This is a genomic window from Pseudomonas sp. TNT3 (assembly GCF_010095445.2).
Lineage (GTDB): Bacteria > Pseudomonadota > Gammaproteobacteria > Pseudomonadales > Pseudomonadaceae > Aquipseudomonas.
On the sequence record NZ_WFGV02000019.1, the window covers coordinates 21,064 to 41,729 of the forward strand.

The window sequence follows — 20,666 nt, forward strand, 5'->3', positions numbered from 1 at the left end:
ATGTGCTGCACCCTTTTTTGGCATTGGAAGCTGCTACATTCAAAGGCCGTTATTGGCCAATAGCGGACGCTGAATCGTCCTATCGCCCCAAAATAGGATTAAGAGAGCATAAAGCGTCTCTATCCAATTTTTATCACTACTGCTTTATCTTGTTTTCATATTTATTTGCGAATGCATTGGTTAAATCCAAAAGACTTATTGCATCGGTTATCAGCTGGATTTTTTCGGAGATATCGCCCGAGCTGATACCAGATAATAGGGTCGCGTGTGCTGCCCGAATGGAATACAGACGATAGTTGACATACACGGAATCCAAACCGCAAGAGCCGAGCAGATTGTAAACACTGGTTCCAGATGCCTGTGCGGGTGTTGCATCCATATCGCTTAAGAAATCCTTCAGGATTTTACGATTTTCTGGAGTCAGGCTTAAATTTTTTTCGTCCCCTCGTTGTACTTCCAGGGCTTGTCTAGGTAAGTCTGTGAGGTCCTTGTTTTTTAAGTCTCCAAGGGAGGTTTTACCTTCTACCAAACCTACGATGACACTAAAGTGCTCAATGGATAAGCGGTGGATTACCATTGCCTCGTTTATAAAATCATTATCTAATAGCAAGCATATTGACTTGCTGTTCTCCAGCAGCCTATTCCAGTATGCCAAAGTAATTTCTAAGGAGGAATTCATGAAGACCGAGGTGACATGAGAGCGAGCATCTTCTGATCGCTTTACAGCGTGTAGCAGATCATCAGTGGTTAACATGTTTAGACTTCCTTAATGGCACGTAATGTTTATATGTCCAGAACGTTTCAGGCAGTTCTACGATTGATCTTACCGTTTCGTTACGACTCTGCCTCACTTCGAAAATATTCCGGAATGCCTCCCAGCCCATGATCTTTTGCGTTTCCGATCTCATCATCCAAGGAGAGGCCACAGTATTCGCACTTTGCGGCATGCGTGAATCTATACCATTTGATAGGCGAACCCTCATCGTCAAAGTCGGAATCAGTCTCTTCATGTATTATTAAGGAGTTTGCGCCACACGTAGGGCACAGACAAACTTCGTGAAAATCTCGCTTTGCTTCGCTCGCTGCAATTCGCTCAGCCCTCTTCCTTTCAGCGTCGTATAGAAGAAATGTAAATTTGAAAGGCTTTGAGCTCTTGGGGCCTTTGGGTAATTTGTCATCATATGCCGATCTACCGATTTCTTTAAGATAGGCGACTTTATCAAGGTTATAGGCCTCGGTAGAAAAATGCTTAATAATCTCATCGATTGGGTCTAGCCCACAGTGTGGCGACGCATACTTCCATATGATCTCCTTTCCAGCGAAAAACTGGTGCGATACCACGTCGCGTACAAAGGGTAGCACGTACTTCCCCACAAACTCATCAAGTGCCGAATACTCTAGAACGTACAGCCCGCGATGCCATACTCTGTTCCGCAGGGTGTTAAGTTCAGTAAGCGTATCGAAGTGAGTAATAATGAACTGGAGGTTGGTATGATCTTTAAGTTTGTTGGATTTTATCAACTCCTTGAGCCTTTTAAGCGCTTCAGAAAACTCGATGCTGCGAACTTGCTTTTCTTCTTCCGCAGTCAATTTTTTATTATGGAGAAGGCTGTGAAGCACGCCAGCCTTTCCAGACCCAACATCTGACAGCAGGGGGTGGTCATTACGTAGAAAGCTTTTGCATATTAGTTCGGCGAAGTGTTGAAAGTGCACTACGGTTTCTGCGTACGCTTCTGCATAATTTAGGGAATATGAGTCGATGACCTCCTGCGTGGTACCTGAGGAGTTTTTGATGTTTGAAATTCGACCACGCAATTTAGCGTAAGTTGAAAAAAAAGACTTCAACGCCACTCTCAGTGACACCAATGCGAGATCATCTTTTCGCATGCTGTGGTCGCTTAATTGAAATCCTTTTTTTAGCGTAGACTCTAACGCTGACATGTGGTTTATCCTTTATTTGACGGACGTCAATGATAGCTCCTTGCCACCAAAATCGGAAGCTGCATATGTGCGAGGGTATGAAGCATTTTTCTAGCTGCTCGGATAACGATCAGATGGGTGGTTCGTGAGTCCTTCGTTCAGGATATAGTTATCTACTGCAAGAAGTTTCAACGCTGCGTGGATTTGTTTTGTGGACGTCGCATCGAACTTCGCCATAGCTTTTAGTGACAGTGCGGAAACTGACCTCTGTTTCTATCTACTTATAAAACGACGGCTTTAAACGGGGATTGAGAGGTGGCAACGGGTAGAAATGTTACCTCGCGAACGACCGCTTATGGCTGCGGACTCAACCGGTCGACGCAACACAACTAAATTCTGTGTAAGCAGAAGGAGTGTTGCAGATGAAGCAGAGACCTCGGATCTATTACACTGAAAGCCAGAAAAAACTGATGTGGGATCACTGGCAAAAAGGCGACTCTCTCCAGCAGATCGCCCAGCTATTTGATCGAAACCATACATTGATACAGCGCATCTTGGCGGCAACAGGCGGTATCGGACCCGCTGTACGCCGCAGGTCCAGATTGGCGCTGACGTTGGCTGAGCGCGAAGAGTTTCGCGTGCAGTGTTGGCAGGTAACTCGATCCGTTCTATGGCCGCGCTGCTAGGTCGAGCAGCCTCTACGATCAGTCGTGAAATCAGACGGAACGGTGGCCAAGGATGCTACCGGGCTAATCGAGCTGATCAGGCTGCCTGGGATCGCGCACATCGAACTAAAGTCTGCAAACTTCTTGAGAACCGAACGGTGTCGAAAATTGTTGCAGACAAACTTCAATTGCAGTGGTCACCGGAACAAATTGCTGGTTGGTTGAAGCGTACCCACCCAGACGATACGAGCTATCAGATGTCACACGAGACGATCTATCGCACGCTCTTCATACAGGCTCGCGGGGCTCTGAAGAAGGAGTTGCTTGAGCATTTATGGCGCAAGCGGGCCATGCGTCGCTCGCGTCATCACACGTAGAAGAAAGAAAATCACGGTCGAATCACTGACGCGGTATCGATCCGCGAACGCCCGGCCACGGCTAAGGATCGGGCGGTGCGAGGTCACTGGGATGGCGGCCTGCTTTGCGGTAGCAGGAACAGGCAAATTGCCACTCTTGTTGAGCGTCATAATCGCTACGTAATGCTGGTGAAATTGGACGGTAAGGGTAGCGAGACGGTCATCAGCGCCCTGATCGAAAACGCTCGCAACTTACCCCAAGAACTCTACAAATCGCTTACGTGGGATCGCGGCAAAGTGATGGCTGACCATAAGCGCTTTAAGGTGGCTACCGACATAAAAGTCTGCTTCTGCGCTCCTCATCGTCCTCATCGTCCTTGGCAACGGGGATCTAATGAGAACACCATCGGGTTGTTAAGGCAGTGCTTCCCGAAAGGGACCGACCTTGCGGATCACCCGCAAGCCACGCTCAATGAAGTCGCAAGGGGGCTAAATAGCCGCCCTCGGAAAACACTAGACTACGAAACACCCGCAGAACGATTTAGCCAATCTGTTGCTTCGACCGGTTGAATCCACAGTCGATTGCTGTTGTTCGCGAGGGCGGCTTTCGGCCAGAAGCAGTCTGTGAACTTCGACTTGGCACCTGAACTAATAAAGAGTTTGAGGTTAGAGATTGGTGACAAACTGAGCATAAAGGTTATTGATGGCGCGATATTTTTGAGGCCTGCGTGCACTTCATTCCCGACACCGTGTACCTACGTTAAGCGCTTAACTCGCCTTTATGCAGGCTTTGGCGCGGCGGCACGTGGTCAGTCCAGACTATCGATGATAGCCGTGCCTTTGAAGGTAATTCTTCAATCTGCAGGGAGTGCAACCCTGTTTTAGACACCTCCTAAGTCGCCCAGGCGTTAATCAGTTCGCGCGTTCGCGCATTCATGACCTAGTTTATGGGGCGTCGTAGATGGCATTCAGCCATAAAAGCGCTTGTGTCAATTTTGGCTGGCTGCTAGGTTCAGCCTATGCAGGGAATCATCAGGCGGGAAGCCAATGTTACGCCCATCTGAAATGTGACCAGCCAAAACACCTATGTCAGAGGGGAACGGTTACATGGAAGGCTTTCATGATCCAATTAGGCATTTAAAATATCTTCGTCAATCGTTATCACAAGATAATGAGTCAATCGGCTTTTTTTTATCTGCGGGATGCCCTCTCTCAGTAAGTATGCCAAAAGAAGAATGGCCATTAATCCCTGATGTAGCAAACCTTACAAAATTCATTAACAGTCAGTTGATGGAGGACGCTGAATATAAAATTCTTCTGGCTGAGTTGGTTAAGGCAGAACGAAACTCTGAAAATATAGAAGACACACTAAGCTTCTTAAGAAGTCTCTTAACTGTATCCAAAGGCGGAGACGTTAGAGGATTAAGCGAGTCGAGTCTTTTGGATCTTGAGAAAAAAATCTGCAAGATTATTGTTAAAAAAATTGATGTATTACTTCCCAGCCAAGACACTCCTTATCACCAGCTGTGCAAATGGATACGCTCTATAGACAGAAAAACTCCTGTCGAAATATTTACCACTAATTACGACTTGCTTATGGAGCAATCACTTGAGGATCTTGAAGTCGAGTATTTCGATGGGTTCGTGGGCGCCCGCAGATCGTTTTTTGACTTGCGAGCTCTAGAAGACAATTTAATACCCGTTCACTGGACCAGGCTTTGGAAAATTCATGGATCAATTAACTGGTACAAAGAAGAAATATCTGGCCAGAAGAAAGTCTATCGATCTTCAGAAATAAAGGAGGATGCGTCCCACCTGATTTATCCTTCGCACTTAAAGTATGAAGAAAGCCGGAAGATGCCTTATCTTGCACTCATAGATCAACTAAATAGATTTATTCGAAAAAAATCGTCATTACTCATAATGTCAGGCTACTCATTTAATGATGGTCATTTAAATGACACCATAATAAACGCTCTAAAAGCAAACCCTACTGCGATGGTGCTAGCGCTGATGTATGGAAATTTCGAAGATCAGCTTCCTGACGGGGTTGCGAAAGAAAAGTACCCTGCGGCATATCGATTAGCAAAAAACCAGCACAACCTAAATATTTGGACATTCAACAAGGCCATCATTGGTACAAACCCAGGGCGGTGGTCTCTATTCCCTGAAAACGACGATGCTGACGTGGATATCAGAGCATTTATAACTTCTTCCAAGGTTGATGCCACATCAGACAAGACAGAGAACATTATCAAACTCGGTGACTTTGCTGTCTTTACGAGCTTTTTGAAAAGGATAATCGGCTCAACAGCAGGTGGAAATTAATGGCTAGCAAGGAAACGTACTTAGGCGATGTCCAAGATGTAAACGGTACGGCGGTTAGTATTTCATTGTCCAAGCAATCATTGACAGGCTTCATTTATATAGACGGCCAAGGATATAGGGTCGGACAGATCGGTAGCTTCGTGAGGATACCTATAGGCTTTTCTGATTTGTTTGGAATTGTCAGTCAAGTAGGCGCAAGCGCCGTGCCAGAAAATAAAACTAGCATCGACGATCAAAGTAATAGATGGATGAGAATCCAGCTTGTGGGTGAGGGTCAACGAAATGGTTCATTTCAAAGAGGCCTATCACAGTACCCCACCATTGGGGATGAGGTTCACTTAGTATCCGAAAAAGAGCTAAAGACAATTTATGGCCGTCCAGATCGACCCTACTTCGTAAAGTTAGGGCATATCTCAAACGCAGAATCTATACCGGCCCTGATTGACATTAATAAGCTTGTCACTCGTCATTCCGCTATCGTTGGTACGACAGGATCTGGTAAGTCCACAACGGTGGCAAGTATCATGAATGCACTATCCGACAATGAAAAATACCCTTCTTCGCGAATTATTATGCTCGACTTACATGGTGAATATGGTCCTGCCCTTAAAGACAAGGCTGACATCTTCAAAATCAACTCATTTAAGTCGTCTAAGCTCGCAGAAAGCGAGCTGCGGATTCCATTCTGGGCGTTAAATTTTGATGAGCTTTGCGAAGTGAGTTTTGGCGAGTTCAGCAATGAGAAAGAAAAAAATGTTGTTATGGAACGAGTCCATAAGCTAAAGGCTGAGTCAATCGCTAAATATCCAAGAACTGGCGCATCCCTTGATTCGGTTAGCGTTGACTCCCCGATTCCTTTTAGTATTCACCACCTGTGGTATGACCTTTTCGTCGAGACATTTGCAACTTACTACAAAGGCCGTTCAGGAAAGCCAATGGACAATCTGGCCTTTGAGCTTGATCCTGCCGGCAATGAACTAAGGGGAAATCCCGCTGCAGGGATACCTCCAATATTTAAGAACATCGTTACCGAAGCTAACGAGGAGAAGATCAACTATCTACCAGGTTCATTGAACATCGGGAAAAATGTTTTGCTGCTCGGCACAAAACTTCGAATACCTAGGTATGATTTTATATTTCGTCCAGGCGAATGGATGCCGGAAGCAGACGGTGCAGTAGTGACCGATCTAGATAAATTACTTGAGAGCTGGATTGGCGGAAAATCGATTTCTATCTTAGATTTATCTGGCGTGCCCCCAGATATATTGCAAACCACCATAGGGGCGGTACTAAGGATACTGTATGAAGCTCTTTTTTGGGCAAGAAACCTATCTCAAGGAGGCAGGCACCGTCCTTTATTAATTGTCATGGAGGAGGCGCATATATATCTAAATGATAGTTTCAAGGGTATGGCGTCTAAAATTGTACAGCGGATAGTAAAAGAGGGGCGGAAATACGGTATTGGCGCAATGATCGTCAGTCAACGTCCGTCTGAAATAGACCCTACAATTCTATCTCAGTGCGGGACTTTTTTTGCCCTTAGATTGACCAATTCGACAGATCGCGCGCACATTACCTCTGCACTCTCAGATAATCTGGACGGACTAACTAGTATGCTGCCCATCTTGAGGACCGGGGAGGCGATTATCTTAGGCGAGGCGGTAAAGCTTCCTATGAGAACTTCTATTTTAGCCCCGCCGAAAAATCGACGACCAGACAGCCAAGACCCTATTGTCTACGATGAGTTCCCTATGAATGAATCTCTTTCTCCCGGTGGATGGGGGATAAAAATGGAGGACAATCCCAACTATGAAGAACTAGTAGAAACGTGGCGAGCTCAGAACCCTCGAATTGATAAGATAAAACCTTAGGAGTGATTATGGAACGAAGCCCGGTGTCATCTTCAAACGTAGAGTCTGTAGGCTACGACGAAGACAGTGAAACTTTAGAGATAGAGTTTAAAAATGGTACGCTTTACCAATACTTCGACGTACCACAAAGCACCTTTAATGGGTTGGTAAACGCCGACTCGGTTGGAGGTTATCTCGCCGAGAATATTAAAGGCGTGTATAGATATTCTCGCGTTTAAACAAGCCTCACAAATGGAGAGAGTTTCTCGATCTGACTATGTGAATAAGCACGCGGACATCCACTCTAGCGGTGAGTTTCCCCCACGCCACAGCAGAGATATTCGTCCTTCATCCTTGGGCACTCTGCTCCTCCGCTTCACCGCGGGCATTGCGCGCGTACCGTAAGCAATATGCAGGCGCTGTGAATCGCCCTTAATTTTGTAGGCGGCGATTGCTGCCTATCACAAAGGATTGCAAACAGCCAAAAGCCGCCGATAAACCTTGCGTTCAAACGATCATTATTTTTTGTGCAATATCATGCCGGCTTGGACAGGCGTGGCGACCAAAGTGGTTTACCTTCGTGCGCATCCACTTGTTATGTCATCCGCTTCCATTCATTGAATGTCTTTCAGATAACCCTTAAGCGCGATAAGCGGCGCATCAAGCTGTTCGATCGTTCTCGCAGCACTGAAATCCTCCGCCAACCTATGCAGCTCACGCCCCAAGACCGAATCAATACCACCGACCGCATCCAGCGCTAGCGTCAGGCACTCATCCACCTTGATCTGAATCGCCTCCATATCCCCCCTCCGGACCAGCAACCCAAAAACCTCCCGCTCATAATCGCTCATCAGCAAATCATCCCGCAGAATCGGACTCGAATCCTCCGTCTCATACGCGAGCTTCAAACAGAACAAAGCAACAGTTTCCAGCAGCAGTTCCATGGGGGAATCCTTGTGAATGGGTTCATCACGGCGGGCGGCGGGGAAGAGCAGCAGATCAAAAGATCGCAGCCTTCGGCAGCTCCTACACGGGTCGGTGGGGTGTCAGCCACTTTATCGCAGGCGAAAAAAAAGGCCTTGCAAAGCAAGACCTTTCTTAATTTTGGTGCCCCGAGGGAGACTCGAACTCCCACTTCTTGCGAAAACGGATTTTGAATCCGCCGCGTCTACCAATTCCGCCATCAGGGCTCAATGGCGGCGAAGTATAGAGATGAGATTACCGTTGGTCAATCATGTACATAGAGAATTTTCACTATTTCGGCTAGACTTCCGGCCCCTGCTAGACGAACCCCATCATGCGCGTTGCTGACTTTACTTTCGAACTCCCTGATTCGCTGATTGCTCGCCACCCTTTGGCCGAGCGTCGCAACAGTCGCCTGTTGACCCTTGATGGGGTCAGCGGCGCCCTGGCACACCGTCAATTCACTGATTTGTTCGAGCATTTGCGCCCGGGCGATTTGATGGTGTTCAACAATACCCGGGTGATTCCGGCACGGCTGTTTGGCCAGAAAGCGTCCGGCGGCAAGCTGGAAATTCTGGTGGAGCGGGTGCTCGACAGTCATCGCGTGCTGGCCCATGTGCGCTCCAGCAAGTCGCCAAAGCCGGGGTCGAAGATCCTGATTGATGGCGGTGGCGAAGCCGAGATGCTGGCACGTCACGATGCGTTGTTCGAGCTGGGCTTCACTGAGGAGGTGTTGCCGCTGCTCGATCGCGTCGGGCACATGCCGCTGCCTCCTTATATAGACCGCCCGGATGAAGGCTCGGACCGCGAGCGTTATCAGACGGTGTACGCCGAGCGCCTGGGCGCGGTGGCGGCGCCGACGGCGGGGCTGCATTTCGATCAGCCGCTGTTGGAGGCGATTGCCGCCAAGGGCGTCGAGACGGCGTTCGTGACCTTGCACGTAGGTGCGGGTACGTTCCAGCCGGTGCGCGTCGAGAAGCTTGAAGATCACCACATGCACACTGAATGGCTGGAAGTCGGCCAGGATGTGGTGGATGCGGTGGCTGCGTGCCGTGCTCGCGGTGGTCGCGTGGTGGCGGTGGGGACCACCAGTGTGCGTTCCCTGGAGAGTGCCGCGCGCGATGGCGTGCTCAAGCCGTTCAGTGGCGACACCGATATTTTTATTTACCCTGGCCGACCGTTTCATGTGGTCGATGCCCTGGTCACCAACTTCCATTTGCCTGAATCCACGCTGTTGATGCTGGTTTCGGCCTTCGCCGGTTATCCCGAAGCCATGGCTGCCTATAAAGCAGCGGTGGAGCATGGTTACCGCTTTTTCAGCTACGGTGATGCGATGTTTATCACCCGTAATCCTGCGCCGACTGCCCCTAAAGAATCGGGCCCTGAGGAAACTGTATGAGTCGTATGTCGTTTGAATTGCTTGCCACCGACGGCAAGGCTCGTCGCGGTCGTTTGACCTTCCCGCGCGGTACCGTCGAGACCCCGGCATTCATGCCGGTGGGCACGTACGGCACCGTGAAGGGCATGCTGCCGCGGGATATCACCGCCACGGGCGCGGAAATCATTCTGGGCAACACGTTCCACCTGTGGCTGCGTCCTGGCACTGAAGTGATCAAGAAGCACGGCGACCTGCATGACTTCATGCAGTGGAAAGGCCCGATCCTGACCGACTCCGGTGGTTTCCAGGTGTTCAGCCTGGGCGCGATGCGCAAGATCAAGGAGGAGGGCGTGACCTTCGCCTCTCCGGTGGATGGCGCCAAGGTGTTCATGGGCCCGGAAGAGTCGATGCAGGTTCAGCGCGACCTGGGTTCGGACATCGTTATGATTTTCGACGAGTGCACGCCTTACCCGGCTGACGAAGACGTGGCGCGCATTTCCATGGAGCTGTCGTTGCGCTGGGCTCAGCGCTCGAAAAACGCGCACGGCGACAATACGGCGGCGCTGTTCGGTATCGTTCAGGGCGGCATGCACCAGGACCTGCGCATGCGTTCCCTGGAAGGCCTCGACAAGATCGGCTTCGACGGCCTGGCCATCGGCGGTCTGTCGGTGGGCGAGCCCAAGCATGAAATGATCAAGGTGCTGGATTACCTGCCAGGCCTGATGCCGGCTGACAAACCTCGTTACCTTATGGGCGTTGGCAAACCTGAAGATCTCGTGGAGGGTGTGCGCCGCGGTGTGGACATGTTCGATTGCGTGATGCCAACCCGTAATGCCCGCAATGGGCATCTGTTCATTGATACAGGCGTGCTGAAGATCCGGAATGCGTTCCATCGCCATGATGATTCGCCACTGGATCCGACCTGCGATTGCTATACCTGCCAGAACTTCTCCCGCGCTTATCTGCATCACCTGGACAAGTGCGGCGAAATGCTGGGGAGCATGCTCAATACCATCCATAACTTGCGTCATTATCAAGTGCTTATGGCTGGTTTGCGCGAGGCTATTCAACAGGGTACATTGGCCGCCTTTGTCGATGCCTTCTACGCCAAACGCGGGCTTCCTGTTCCGCCTTTGGACTGAGTTTTCTGACCCCAAGATTCAACATTTGCAACTGGAGTGCTAAATGAGCTTTTTTATCTCTAATGCCATGGCTGACGCTGCTGCACCGGCAGCTGCCGGCCCTATGGGCGGCGGCTTTGAGTGGATTTTCCTGGTCGGCTTCCTGGTCATCTTCTACCTGATGATCTGGCGTCCACAGGCCAAGCGCGCCAAAGAGCAGAAGAACCTGCTGAGCAGCCTGCAGAAAGGCGACGAAGTTGTGACCACCGGTGGTATCGCCGGCAAGATCACTAAAGTGGCTGACGATTTCGTGGTTCTGGAAGTTTCCGACACCGTCGAAATGAAGTTCCAGAAAGGCGCCATTGCCGCCACGCTGCCAAAAGGCACGCTGAAAGCGATCTAAGTTTCAACTTCTACTCAATCGACGGGGCGCGCAAGGCGCCCCGCGTCATAAGCGGGCGGCGTGATGCTGAACAAATACCCTCTGTGGAAATACATTCTGATCCTGGCGGTGCTGGCGGTCGGTCTGATTTATTCCGCTCCCAATCTATATCCTGATGACCCGGCCATTCAGGTCAGCGGTGCAAGCACTGCACTGCAGGTCAATCAGGCTGATCTGGACCGTGTGAGCGTTGCGCTCAAGGAATCCGGGATCAACGTCAAGGCTGCCACGCTGGCTGCCAATGGCAAGGGTGGTCTGATTCGTCTGACCAAGGCTGAAGACCAGCTGCCTGCCAAGGACGTCGTGCGCAAGGCGTTGGGTGATGACTATGTCGTTGCACTGAACCTGGCACAAACCACTCCACAATGGCTGCGCAGCCTGGGCGCGCACCCGATGAAGCTGGGTCTGGACTTGTCCGGTGGTGTGCACTTCCTGCTCGAAGTGGACATGGACAAAGCCCTCGATGCACGCCTGAAAGTCTACGAAGGCGACGTCAAGAGCCTCCTGCGTAAAGAGAAACTGCGTTATCGCAGCCTGCCGCAACTCAACGGCGCCATTCAGCTGGGTTTCAGTGATGAAGCTTCCCGCGAACAGGCCCGTGCGCTGATCCGCAAGAACTTCAACGATTTCGACATTGTTCCGGCCGACCTCAATGGTCAGGCGGTACTGCGTCTGGCGATGACCCCAGCCAAGCTGGCGGAAATCCGCGAATACTCCATCAAGCAGAACTTGACCACGGTACGTAACCGCGTCAACGAGCTGGGTGTTGCCGAACCGATCGTTCAGCGTCAGGGTGCCAACCGCATCGTGGTTGAGCTGCCAGGCGTGCAGGACACTGCAGAAGCCAAACGCATCCTCGGCAAGACGGCCAACCTTGAGTTCCGTCTGGCTGCAGAGCCGGGTGCTTCGAAAGCGACCTCCGAAAGCTTCGAGTTCCGTGAAGGCAATCGTCCGCCGGCACAGATCGAGCGTGGCCTGATCATTACCGGTGACCAGGTGACTGACGCCAAGGCTGGCTTCGGCGAGCAGGGCACACCAGAAGTGAACATCCGTCTGGATGGTCACGGTGGCGAACTGATGAGCCGCGCGACGCGCAGCAACGTCGGTCGCAGCATGGCGGTGATCTTCATCGAGCAGCGCCCAGTCACCACTTACGTCAAGCAAATGGTTAACGGCGTCGAGAAAGACGTACCGGTCCAGACGTTTAAAGAAGAGAAGAAGATCATCAGCCTGGCGACCATTCAGTCGCCACTGGGTGCTCAATTCCGCATCACTGGCCTGAACGGCCAGGGCGAATCGTCCGAACTGGCGCTGCTGTTGCGTGCCGGTGGTCTGGCGGCACCGATGTACTTCGCTGAAGAGCGCACCATTGGCCCGAGCCTGGGTGCCGACAACATCACCAAAGGTATCGATGCATCGCTGTGGGGCATGCTGTTTGTCTCGCTGTTCATCATCGCCATCTACCGCTTCTTCGGCATCATCGCCACCGTCGCACTGTCGGTGAACATGGTGCTGCTGCTGGCCTTGATGTCGCTGCTGGGTGCAACGCTGACCCTGCCGGGTATCGCCGGTATCGTGTTGACCATGGGTATGGCGGTCGACGCCAACGTACTGATCTTCTCGCGGATACGTGAAGAGATCGCGGCGGGCATGACGGTACAGCGGGCAATCAACGAAGGCTTCGGCCGGGCGTTTACTGCGATTCTCGACGCCAACCTGACCACGTTGCTGGTCGGCGGGATTCTCTTTGCAATGGGCACCGGCCCGGTCAAAGGTTTCGCAGTGACCATGTCCCTCGGGATCTTTACCTCGATGTTCACGGCCATCATGGTGACCCGCGCGATGGTCAACCTGATCTTCGGCGGTCGTGACTTCAAGAAGTTGTGGATTTAAGGGGCTGCCATGTTACGTACAATCAACTTCATGGGCGTTCGCAACTTCGCGTTCGGCGTCACATTGTTTCTTACCGTACTGGCGTTGTTCAGTGTTGCCACCAAGGGCATGAACTGGGGTCTGGACTTCACCGGCGGTACGCTCATCGAGCTGACCTACGAGCGTCCGGCCGATGTCACCAAGGTGCGTGAACAGCTGGTCACCTCGGGCTATCACGAGGCAATCGTGCAGAGCTTTGGTGCGACCACTGATCTGCTGGTGCGTATGCCAGGTGAGGACCCTCAACTGGGTCACCAGGTGGCAGAAGCGCTGCTGAAGGTCGGCGGTGACAACCCGGCGACGGTCAAGCGCGTTGAGTTCGTCGGCCCTCAGGTCGGTGAAGAGCTGCGCGACCAGGGCGGCCTCGGCATGCTGATGGCGCTGGGCGGCATCCTGATCTACCTGGCTTTCCGCTTTCAGTGGAAGTTCGCGGTCGGCGCCATCGTTTCGCTGATCCACGACGTGATCGTGACCATCGGTATCCTGTCGTTCTTCCAGATCACCTTCGACCTGACGGTGCTGGCGGCGGTACTGGCGATCATCGGTTACTCGCTCAACGACACCATTGTGGTATTCGACCGGGTTCGAGAGAACTTCCGTGTGCTGCGCAAGGCCAGCCTGATCGAGAACATCAACATCTCGACCACGCAAACCTTGCTGCGAACCATGGCGACGTCGATCTCCACCTTGCTGGCGATCGCTGCACTGCTGTTCTTCGGTGGTGACAACCTGTTCGGCTTCTCCATTGCCCTGTTTATCGGTGTACTGGCGGGTACCTACTCGTCGATCTACATCGCGAACGTGGTGCTGATCTGGCTGAACCTGAGCAGCGAGGATCTGATTCCTCCTGCGGCAACCGAGAAGGAAGTCGACGACCGTCCATAACGGTAATCGCTTCCAGTGGTCTGCCAAAAAAGGCGCGAGTTGAACTCGCGCCTTTTTTTATGCTCCAAGGCTGGGAGAAGCGCGGGCATTGTCCCGCATGTGATGGTCAGGAGGTTCATGTGAACAAGTCGTTGCTGGTTGGTGCGGTATTGGGTGCTGTCGGTGTAACTGCCGGGGGTGCTGTTGCCACCTACAGCCTGGTTAAAAGCGGCCCTGAGTATGCGCAAGTGCTAGCCGTTGAACCGGTCAAGACACAAATCAAGACGCCACGTGAAGTGTGCAAGGATGTCGCTGTAACCCGGCAAGCGCCGGTGAAAGATCAACATCAGATCGCCGGTACCGTGGTCGGTGCATTGGCTGGCGGTCTGCTAGGTAACCAGATCGGCGGCGGCACGGGCAAGAAGATTGCTACGGTTGCAGGCGCGGTCGGCGGTGGTTACGCCGGTAACAAGGTTCAGGAGGGTATGCAGAATCGCGATACCTACACCACGACCCAGACTCGCTGTAATACAGTGAATGACATCAGCGACAAAGTGGTCGGCTATGACGTTCGTTATTCGCTGGATGGCAAGGAAGGCAAAGTGCGGATGGACCGTGATCCGGGCAACCAGATTCCTGTCGATAAGGAAGGTAAGCTGGTTTTGTCGCAGAATGAGCCTGGTCAGTAAATAGCTGACGTTCAGATTCAAAAAGAAGCACCCTGCGGGGTGCTTTTTTTGTACCCGGAATGCAGCTTCGAAGTCGCTGTAAGACCCTGTGGGAGCGGGCTTGCCCGCGATGGCGTCATCACCTGCACCATTAATGGCGACTGACACTCCGCTATCGCGGGCAAGCCCGCTCCCACAGGGTTATGTAGTGACCGAGGGGGTGGATTCCAGGCATAAAAAAAGCACCCCGAAGGGTGCTTTTCTGTCGCTGGAACTTAGCGTTTCAGCGAGGCTGGCAGGTGCGGCTGGATCGCCGTCAGTACTGCCTTGAAGCATTTGGTGTTGCCGGCAACGATGTGGCCTTTTTCAAGGAAGTCGTGACCGCCGGTGAAGTCGCTCACCAAACCGCCGGCTTCCTGAATCAGCAGGGCGCCTGCAGCCATGTCCCACTCGGACAGGCCCGACTCCCAGAATGCGTCGAAACGACCGGCCGCTACGTAAGCCAGGTCCAGGCTCGCCGAGCCGGCGCGGCGGATGCCGGCGGTCTGGCCAACCAGGGCGCGGAACATGCCCAGGTAGTTGTCGAGGTTGTCCATCTGGTCGTCGCGGAACGGGAAGCCGGTACCCAGCAGGGCGCCGTCGAGGCTGGTGCGACCGCTGACGCGCAGACGACGACCGTTCAGCTGGGCGCCACGGCCACGGCTGGCAGTGAATTCTTCCTGGCGAACCGGGTCCAGAACAACGGCGTGTTCCAGGCGACCGCGATATTTGCAAGCGATGCTGACTGCAAAGTGAGGGATGCCGCGCAGGAAGTTGGTGGTGCCGTCCAGCGGATCGATGATCCACAGGTACTCTTCGCCTTCGATACCGCTACCGGCGTGCATGCCGGTTTCTTCACCCCTGATCGAGTGATTCGGGTAGGCCTTGCGCAGTGCGTCGATGATTTTCTGTTCGGCGGCGCGATCCACCTCGGATACGTAATCCTTGGCGTCTTTTTCGTCGACCTTGATGGTATCCAGGCGCTCGATGGAGCGGAAGATCAATTCACTGGCGCTGCGGGCGGCGCGCAGCGCGATATTCAGCATGGGCTGCATGGATGTGTCACCTAAGGTTGTTAAAGAAAGCCGGGCATTCTATCAGAAACTTTCTTCAGGTGAAGGACGACGTTCGCTTTCGTAGCTTAACGGTAGGTCTCGCTGTAAGATTCGGCTCCCCTTTATTGTGTTCGAGAGCGCCTCCCTTGCTGCAAAACATTCGTGTCGTCCTGGTCAATACCAGCCATCCCGGGAATATCGGCGGGGCTGCGCGTGCCATGAAGAACATGGGCCTGACGCGGCTGGTGCTGGTCGAACCGCGGTTATTCCCGCACCACGAGGCTGATGCCCGGGCCTCCGGCGCCGGTGACATCCTTGAAAACGCGCAAGTCGTCGCCACCCTGGAAGATGCCTTGGTCGGCTGCAATCTGGTGCTCGGTACCAGTGCGCGCGACCGGCGTATCCCCTGGCCGTTGCTCGATCCCCGTGAATGCGGTGTGAAAGTGGTCGAGGAAGCCGGGCAGGGCGCTGAAATTGCTTTGGTGTTCGGTCGTGAAGATTCCGGCCTGACCAATGAAGAGCTGCAGCGATGTCATTATCACGTGCACATCCCATCAGACCCTGAGTTCAGTTCGCTGAACCTCGGGGCAGCGGTGCAAGTGTTGAGCTATGAAGTGCGCATGTCCTGGCTCGCGGCCCAAGGCCAGCCGAGCAAGGTCGAGAAGGAAGAAGTGGCCTCCGTCAAAAGCGCTGAGCTGGCGACCATGGATGAGCTGGAGCGATTCTATGAGCACCTGGAGCAGACCCTGGTGGCCATCGAATTCCTCGATCCGGAAAAACCGCGGCACTTGATGGCGCGCCTGCGCCGGTTGTACGGACGAAGCTCGGTCAGCCGGGCGGAGATGAATATATTGCGTGGCATCCTCACGGAAACCCAGAAAGCGGCCCGTGGTGAGCTTCTAAAGCGGAAGGATTAATGATGTTCGAGCGTTTGCGTGAAGATATCCAGAGTGTTTTCCATCGTGATCCGGCGGCGCGTAACGCATTTGAAGTTCTGACCTGCTATCCCGGCATGCACGCCATCTGGATCCACCGCCTGTCATCGGCGCTGTGGGGGATGGGCTGGAAGTGGTTGGCGCGCCTGGTATCGAACTTCGGTCGCTGGTTGACCGGGATCGAGATCCATCCGGGGGCGAAGGTCGGGCGTCGTTTCTTTATTGACCATGGCATGGGCATTGTCATCGGTGAAACGGCCGAGATCGGCAACGATGTCACGCTTTATCAGGGCGTAACCCTGGGGGGCACCAGCTGGAACAAGGGCAAGCGTCACCCGACACTGGAAGATGGTGTGGTTGTCGGGGCAGGCGCCAAGGTCCTCGGGCCTTTCACTGTGGGTGCGGGTGCCAAGGTGGGCTCCAACGCGGTGGTGACCAAGGCTGTGCCGGCTGGAGCGACCGTTGTCGGTATTCCGGGGCGGATCATCGTCAAGTCCGATGAAGAGCAGGATGCCAAGCGCAAGGCCATGGCCGAGAAGATCGGTTTTGATGCCTATGGCGTTGGCGAAGACATGCCGGACCCGGTGGCGCGGGCCATCAATCAGCTGCTTGATCATCTGCAGGCAGTAGATGGGCGCCTGGAAGGGATGTGCGGGGCGTTGAAGGATCTGGGCAGTAATTACTGTGCCAAGGATCTGCCTGAGCTGCGTGAAGAAGACTTTGCGTGTGTGAAGGACAAGGATCAGAGTCAGGCCGGCTAGACCGAGTCGGCCGCATCGCGGGCAAGCCCGCTCCCACAGGATGCTCATCGTCCTTGTGGGAGCGGGCTTGCTCGCGATGAACGATCACTCGGTACTACTGGCTGTCAGAGGCCAGCCTTTGCTATGATGCGCGCGCTCTTTTGCGGGTAATCCTGACTAAAGTACTAGGTCTTATAGTTGACTTAAATACTCGGGAATTGCATACTCGCCCCATTCCGAACTCCGTGGTAATTGTCCATGAGACTGACTACAAAAGGCCGATACGCCGTGACCGCCATGCTCGATCTGGCGTTGCACGCGCAGCACGGGCCGGTGTCCCTGGCCGATATCTCCGAGCGCCAAGGCATCTCCCTGTCCTACCTTGAACAGCTTTTCGCCAAGTTGCGTCGCAGCAATCTGGTCTCCAGCGTTCGTGGTCCGGGCGGCGGCTACCAACTGTCCCGCGACATGCAGGGCATCCAGGTCGCCCAGGTGATCGATGCGGTAAACGAATCGGTCGATGCCACCAAATGCCAGGGCCAGGGTGATTGCCATCAAGGCGACACCTGTCTGACCCATCACTTGTGGTGCGATCTGAGCTTGCAGATTCACGAATTTCTGAGCGGTATCAGCTTGGCTGATCTTGTCACTCGCCGTGAGGTACAAGAAGTAGCCCAGCGTCAGGACCAGCGCCGTTGCAACAGCAAGGCGCCACGCCTGGACAAGATTGAAGCGTCCGCCGTCGAATGACAGCCAAAGAGCTAGCGGCACGCCAGCCAGCCTGATTTAGGAGATAGTCCATGAAATTGCCGATTTACCTTGATTACTCTGCAACTACCCCGGTTGATCCGCGTGTTGCGCAAAAAATGAGTGAATGCCTGCTGGTCGACGGAAACTTCGGTAACCCGGCGTCCCGTTCCCACGTGTTTGGCTGGAAAGCTGAAGAGTCCGTCGAAAACGCTCGTCGTCAGGTCGCTGACCTGGTCAACGCTGATCCGCGTGAAATCGTCTGGACCTCCGGTGCCACCGAATCCGACAACCTGGCAATCAAGGGTGCGGCGCATTTCTACGCCACCAAAGGCAAGCACCTGATCACCACCAAGATTGAGCACAAGGCTGTCCTCGACACCATGCGCCAACTGGAGCGTGAAGGTTTCGAAGTCACCTACATTGAGCCTCGCGATGATGGCCTGGTGACGCCTGAGATGGTTGAAGCGGCCCTGCGTGACGACACCATCCTGGTTTCGATCATGCACGTGAACAACGAAATCGGCACCGTCAACGACATCGCCGCTATCGGCGAGCTGACTCGCTCGAAAGGCATCCTGTTTCACGTCGACGCTGCTCAGTCCACCGGCAAGGTCGATATCGACCTGTCGAAGCTGAAAGTCGACATGATGTCGTTCTCTGCCCACAAGACCTACGGTCCTAAAGGTATCGGCGCGCTGTACGTGAGCCGCAAACCGCGTGTTCGCATCGAAGCGACCATGCACGGTGGCGGTCATGAGCGCGGCATGCGTTCCGGCACGCTGGCGACCCACCAGATCGTTGGCATGGGTGAAGCCTTCCGTGTAGCCAAAGAAGACATGGCTGCGGAAAACATTCGTATCAAGGCCCTGAGTGACCGCTTCTTCAAACAGGTCGAAGGCCTGGAAGAGCTGTACATCAACGGCAGCATGACCGCCCGCGTACCGCACAACCTGAACCTGAGCTTCAACTATGTTGAAGGCGAGTCGCTGATCATGGCGCTCAAGGATCTGGCGGTTTCGTCCGGTTCGGCCTGCACCTCGGCTTCCCTTGAGCCTTCGTACGTACTGCGCGCCCTGGGCCGCAACGACGAACTGGCGCACAGCTCGATTCGCTTCACCTTCGGCCGTTTCACCACCGAAGAAGAAATCGATTACGCCGCGCAGAAAGTCTGCGAGGCCGTCACCAAGCTGCGCACTTTGTCGCCGCTGTGGGACATGTACAAAGACGGTGTCGACATTTCGAAAATCGAGTGGGCGGCACACTGATTTCAAGTCGCCGCAAACCAGCCCTGCGCATCTTTGTATGGCAGGGTTCAAGAGCGACTCTCTGATGAGTGAGGATTAAGAATCATGGCTTACAGCGAAAAGGTCATCGACCACTACGAGAACCCGCGCAACGTCGGCAAGATGGACGCGGAAGACCCAGACGTCGGCACCGGCATGGTCGGCGCACCGGCATGCGGTGACGTGATGCGTCTGCAGATCAAGGTCAACGAGCAAGGCATCATCGAAGACGCCAAGTTCAAGACCTACGGCTGCGGTTCGGCAATCGCTTCCAGCTCCCTGGCGACCGAGTGGATGAAAGGCAAGACTCTGGATGAAGCAGAGACCATCAAGAACACTCAGCTGGCTGAAGAACTGGCCCTGCCGCCAGTAAAAATTCACTGCTCCGTACTCGCCGAAGACGCTATCAAAGCGGCTGTTCGCGACTACAAGCAGAAGAAAGGCTTGATCTAAGCATTGGGCGACGAGTAAGGAGTCAACGATGGCTATCAGCATGACAGAAGCGGCTGCTCGGCACGTGCGACGCTCCCTTGACGGGCGCGGCAAAGGTGAGGGGATTCGTCTGGGTGTTCGCACCACGGGCTGTTCCGGCCTTGCCTACGTGCTGGAGTTTGTCGACGAGGTGGTTGCAGAGGATCAGGTGTTCGAAAGTCACGGCGAGAAAGTGATCATCGACCCTAAGAGCCTGTCCTACCTGGACGGCACCGAACTCGATTTCGTCAAGGAAGGGTTGAACGAAGGCTTCAAGTTCAACAATCCCAACGTACGCGGTGAATGTGGCTGCGGCGAAAGCTTCAACATCTGAGGCTGCTCGTGGGTACTCCTTGTCATTTCGCTTTATTTGAACTGCAGCCGAGTTTCCGTCTGGATCTCGAGCAGTTGGCTACGCGCTACCGAGAGTTGGCGCGCGGCGTTCATCCGGACCGCTTCGCAGACGCTTCCGAGCGCGAGCAGCGGCTGGCGCTAGAGCAATCCGCGAGCCTCAACGAGGCCTACCAGACGCTCAAAAGTCCCCCAAAGCGCGCGCGATACCTGCTCGCCATGGGTGGTCGCGAGCTGCCGCTGGAGGTCACGGTGCATGATCCGGATTTTCTTCTGCAGCAAATGGAGCTGCGTGAAGAGCTCGAAGACCTGCAAGACAGTGCCGACGTGGCAGGTGTTGCAGTGTTCAAGCGTCGCCTGAAGTCCGCCCAGGATGAGCTGAACGACAGCTTCGCAGCCTGTTGGGATGATGCAGCGCAACGTGAGCAGGCCGAACGCCTGATGCGGCGCATGCAGTTCCTCGACAAGCTCACCTACGAAGTGCGCCAGTTAGAAGAGCGCCTCGACGATTAACCCAGTGCCGCTCCGGTCGCACGCCTGATATACAGATAAGTC

General features: G+C 53.7%; 20 protein-coding genes, 1 tRNA gene and 1 pseudogene. 17 read left to right on the forward strand and 5 right to left on the reverse strand.

Translation table 11 applies throughout. The features are described 5' to 3' along the window. Positions 1–136 precede the first annotated feature (136 nt). Positions 137–754 carry a DUF5677 domain-containing protein gene (locus tag GBC55_RS13495; protein WP_162438234.1) on the reverse strand — a complete coding sequence of 206 codons (618 nt, stop codon included), beginning with the start codon at positions 752–754 and terminating at the stop codon, positions 137–139. Positions 755–834: 80 nt separating this feature from the next. After that, a complete protein-coding gene (locus GBC55_RS13500; protein WP_162438235.1) occupies positions 835–1,941 on the reverse strand; it encodes a hypothetical protein in 1,107 nt (368 codons plus the stop codon). A 401-nt stretch (positions 1,942–2,342) separates the two neighbouring features. Here GBC55_RS13500 and GBC55_RS13505 point away from each other — a divergent pair. From GBC55_RS13505 to GBC55_RS13520, 4 genes and pseudogenes are all read left to right on the forward strand, one after another. After that, positions 2,343–3,511: pseudogene (locus GBC55_RS13505) on the forward strand (IS30 family transposase). Between the two features lie 537 nt (positions 3,512–4,048). After that, positions 4,049–5,269, forward strand: coding sequence for an SIR2 family protein (locus GBC55_RS13510; protein ID WP_162438236.1), 1,221 nt, complete (start codon positions 4,049–4,051; stop codon positions 5,267–5,269). Next, positions 5,269–7,140 (forward strand): ATP-binding protein, encoded by a 1,872-nt coding sequence (locus tag GBC55_RS13515; RefSeq protein WP_162438237.1) that lies wholly within the window; start codon positions 5,269–5,271, stop codon positions 7,138–7,140. Before GBC55_RS13510 ends, GBC55_RS13515 begins: the two co-directional genes overlap by 1 nt. An 8-nt stretch (positions 7,141–7,148) precedes the next feature. Next, positions 7,149–7,358: a KTSC domain-containing protein gene (locus GBC55_RS13520; protein ID WP_162438238.1), complete on the forward strand. Its 210-nt coding sequence runs from the start codon at positions 7,149–7,151 to the stop codon at positions 7,356–7,358. Positions 7,359–7,733: 375 nt separating this feature from the next. Here the strand turns inward: GBC55_RS13520 and GBC55_RS13525 are convergent, their stop codons facing one another. Together GBC55_RS13525 and GBC55_RS13530 are read right to left on the reverse strand one after the other, a co-directional pair. Then, entirely contained in the window at positions 7,734–8,063 is a 330-nt protein-coding gene (locus GBC55_RS13525) for a hypothetical protein (protein WP_162438239.1), read from the reverse strand. 161 nt (positions 8,064–8,224) lie between these two features. Beyond that, positions 8,225–8,309, reverse strand: a tRNA-Leu gene (locus GBC55_RS13530). Between the two features lie 107 nt (positions 8,310–8,416). Here GBC55_RS13530 and queA point away from each other — a divergent pair. The 6 genes from queA to GBC55_RS13560 all read left to right on the forward strand — a co-directional run bounded on the left by queA (position 8,417) and on the right by GBC55_RS13560 (position 14,508). Next, positions 8,417–9,481 (forward strand): tRNA preQ1(34) S-adenosylmethionine ribosyltransferase-isomerase QueA, encoded by a 1,065-nt coding sequence (gene queA, locus GBC55_RS13535; RefSeq protein WP_162438240.1) that lies wholly within the window; start codon positions 8,417–8,419, stop codon positions 9,479–9,481. A 5-nt stretch (positions 9,482–9,486) separates the two neighbouring features. Next, a complete protein-coding gene (tgt, locus tag GBC55_RS13540) occupies positions 9,487–10,602 on the forward strand; it encodes a tRNA guanosine(34) transglycosylase Tgt (protein ID WP_162438289.1) in 1,116 nt (371 codons plus the stop codon). 43 nt (positions 10,603–10,645) lie between these two features. Beyond that, complete coding sequence (gene yajC / locus GBC55_RS13545) at positions 10,646–10,984, forward strand: preprotein translocase subunit YajC (RefSeq protein WP_007916913.1); 339 nt, start codon at positions 10,646–10,648, stop codon at positions 10,982–10,984. A 63-nt stretch (positions 10,985–11,047) separates the two neighbouring features. Continuing rightward, entirely contained in the window at positions 11,048–12,916 is a 1,869-nt protein-coding gene (secD, locus tag GBC55_RS13550; RefSeq protein ID WP_162438241.1) for a protein translocase subunit SecD, read from the forward strand. A 9-nt stretch (positions 12,917–12,925) separates the two neighbouring features. Next, on the forward strand, positions 12,926–13,840 hold the full coding sequence (gene secF / locus GBC55_RS13555) for a protein translocase subunit SecF (RefSeq protein ID WP_162438242.1): 915 nt from the start codon (positions 12,926–12,928) through the stop codon (positions 13,838–13,840). Between the two features lie 119 nt (positions 13,841–13,959). Further along, positions 13,960–14,508: a glycine zipper 2TM domain-containing protein gene (locus GBC55_RS13560; protein ID WP_162438243.1), complete on the forward strand. Its 549-nt coding sequence runs from the start codon at positions 13,960–13,962 to the stop codon at positions 14,506–14,508. Between the two features lie 254 nt (positions 14,509–14,762). On the opposite strand, the gene suhB is transcribed toward GBC55_RS13560, so the two are convergent. Further along, positions 14,763–15,581: an inositol-phosphate phosphatase gene (gene suhB, locus GBC55_RS13565; protein ID WP_162438244.1), complete on the reverse strand. Its 819-nt coding sequence runs from the start codon at positions 15,579–15,581 to the stop codon at positions 14,763–14,765. Between the two features lie 146 nt (positions 15,582–15,727). Between suhB and trmJ the strand changes: the two genes are divergently transcribed. The 7 genes from trmJ to hscB all read left to right on the forward strand — a co-directional run bounded on the left by trmJ (position 15,728) and on the right by hscB (position 20,624). Continuing rightward, on the forward strand, positions 15,728–16,498 hold the full coding sequence (gene trmJ, locus GBC55_RS13570) for a tRNA (cytosine(32)/uridine(32)-2'-O)-methyltransferase TrmJ (RefSeq protein WP_162438245.1): 771 nt from the start codon (positions 15,728–15,730) through the stop codon (positions 16,496–16,498). A 2-nt stretch (positions 16,499–16,500) separates the two neighbouring features. Next, on the forward strand, positions 16,501–17,277 hold the full coding sequence (gene cysE, locus GBC55_RS13575; RefSeq protein WP_162438246.1) for a serine O-acetyltransferase: 777 nt from the start codon (positions 16,501–16,503) through the stop codon (positions 17,275–17,277). Positions 17,278–17,514: 237 nt separating this feature from the next. Further along, positions 17,515–18,006, forward strand: coding sequence for a Fe-S cluster assembly transcriptional regulator IscR (gene iscR, locus GBC55_RS13580; protein ID WP_007903581.1), 492 nt, complete (start codon positions 17,515–17,517; stop codon positions 18,004–18,006). A gap of 50 nt (positions 18,007–18,056) precedes the next feature. Beyond that, positions 18,057–19,271: an IscS subfamily cysteine desulfurase gene (locus tag GBC55_RS13585; protein ID WP_162438247.1), complete on the forward strand. Its 1,215-nt coding sequence runs from the start codon at positions 18,057–18,059 to the stop codon at positions 19,269–19,271. An 84-nt stretch (positions 19,272–19,355) separates the two neighbouring features. After that, positions 19,356–19,742, forward strand: a complete 387-nt coding sequence (iscU, locus tag GBC55_RS13590) for a Fe-S cluster assembly scaffold IscU (RefSeq protein WP_003443374.1) — start codon at positions 19,356–19,358, stop codon at positions 19,740–19,742. Between the two features lie 28 nt (positions 19,743–19,770). After that, positions 19,771–20,094, forward strand: a complete 324-nt coding sequence (iscA, locus tag GBC55_RS13595) for an iron-sulfur cluster assembly protein IscA (RefSeq protein ID WP_028620147.1) — start codon at positions 19,771–19,773, stop codon at positions 20,092–20,094. 8 nt (positions 20,095–20,102) lie between these two features. Beyond that, a complete protein-coding gene (hscB, locus tag GBC55_RS13600; RefSeq protein WP_162438290.1) occupies positions 20,103–20,624 on the forward strand; it encodes a co-chaperone HscB in 522 nt (173 codons plus the stop codon). Positions 20,625–20,666 lie beyond the last annotated feature (42 nt).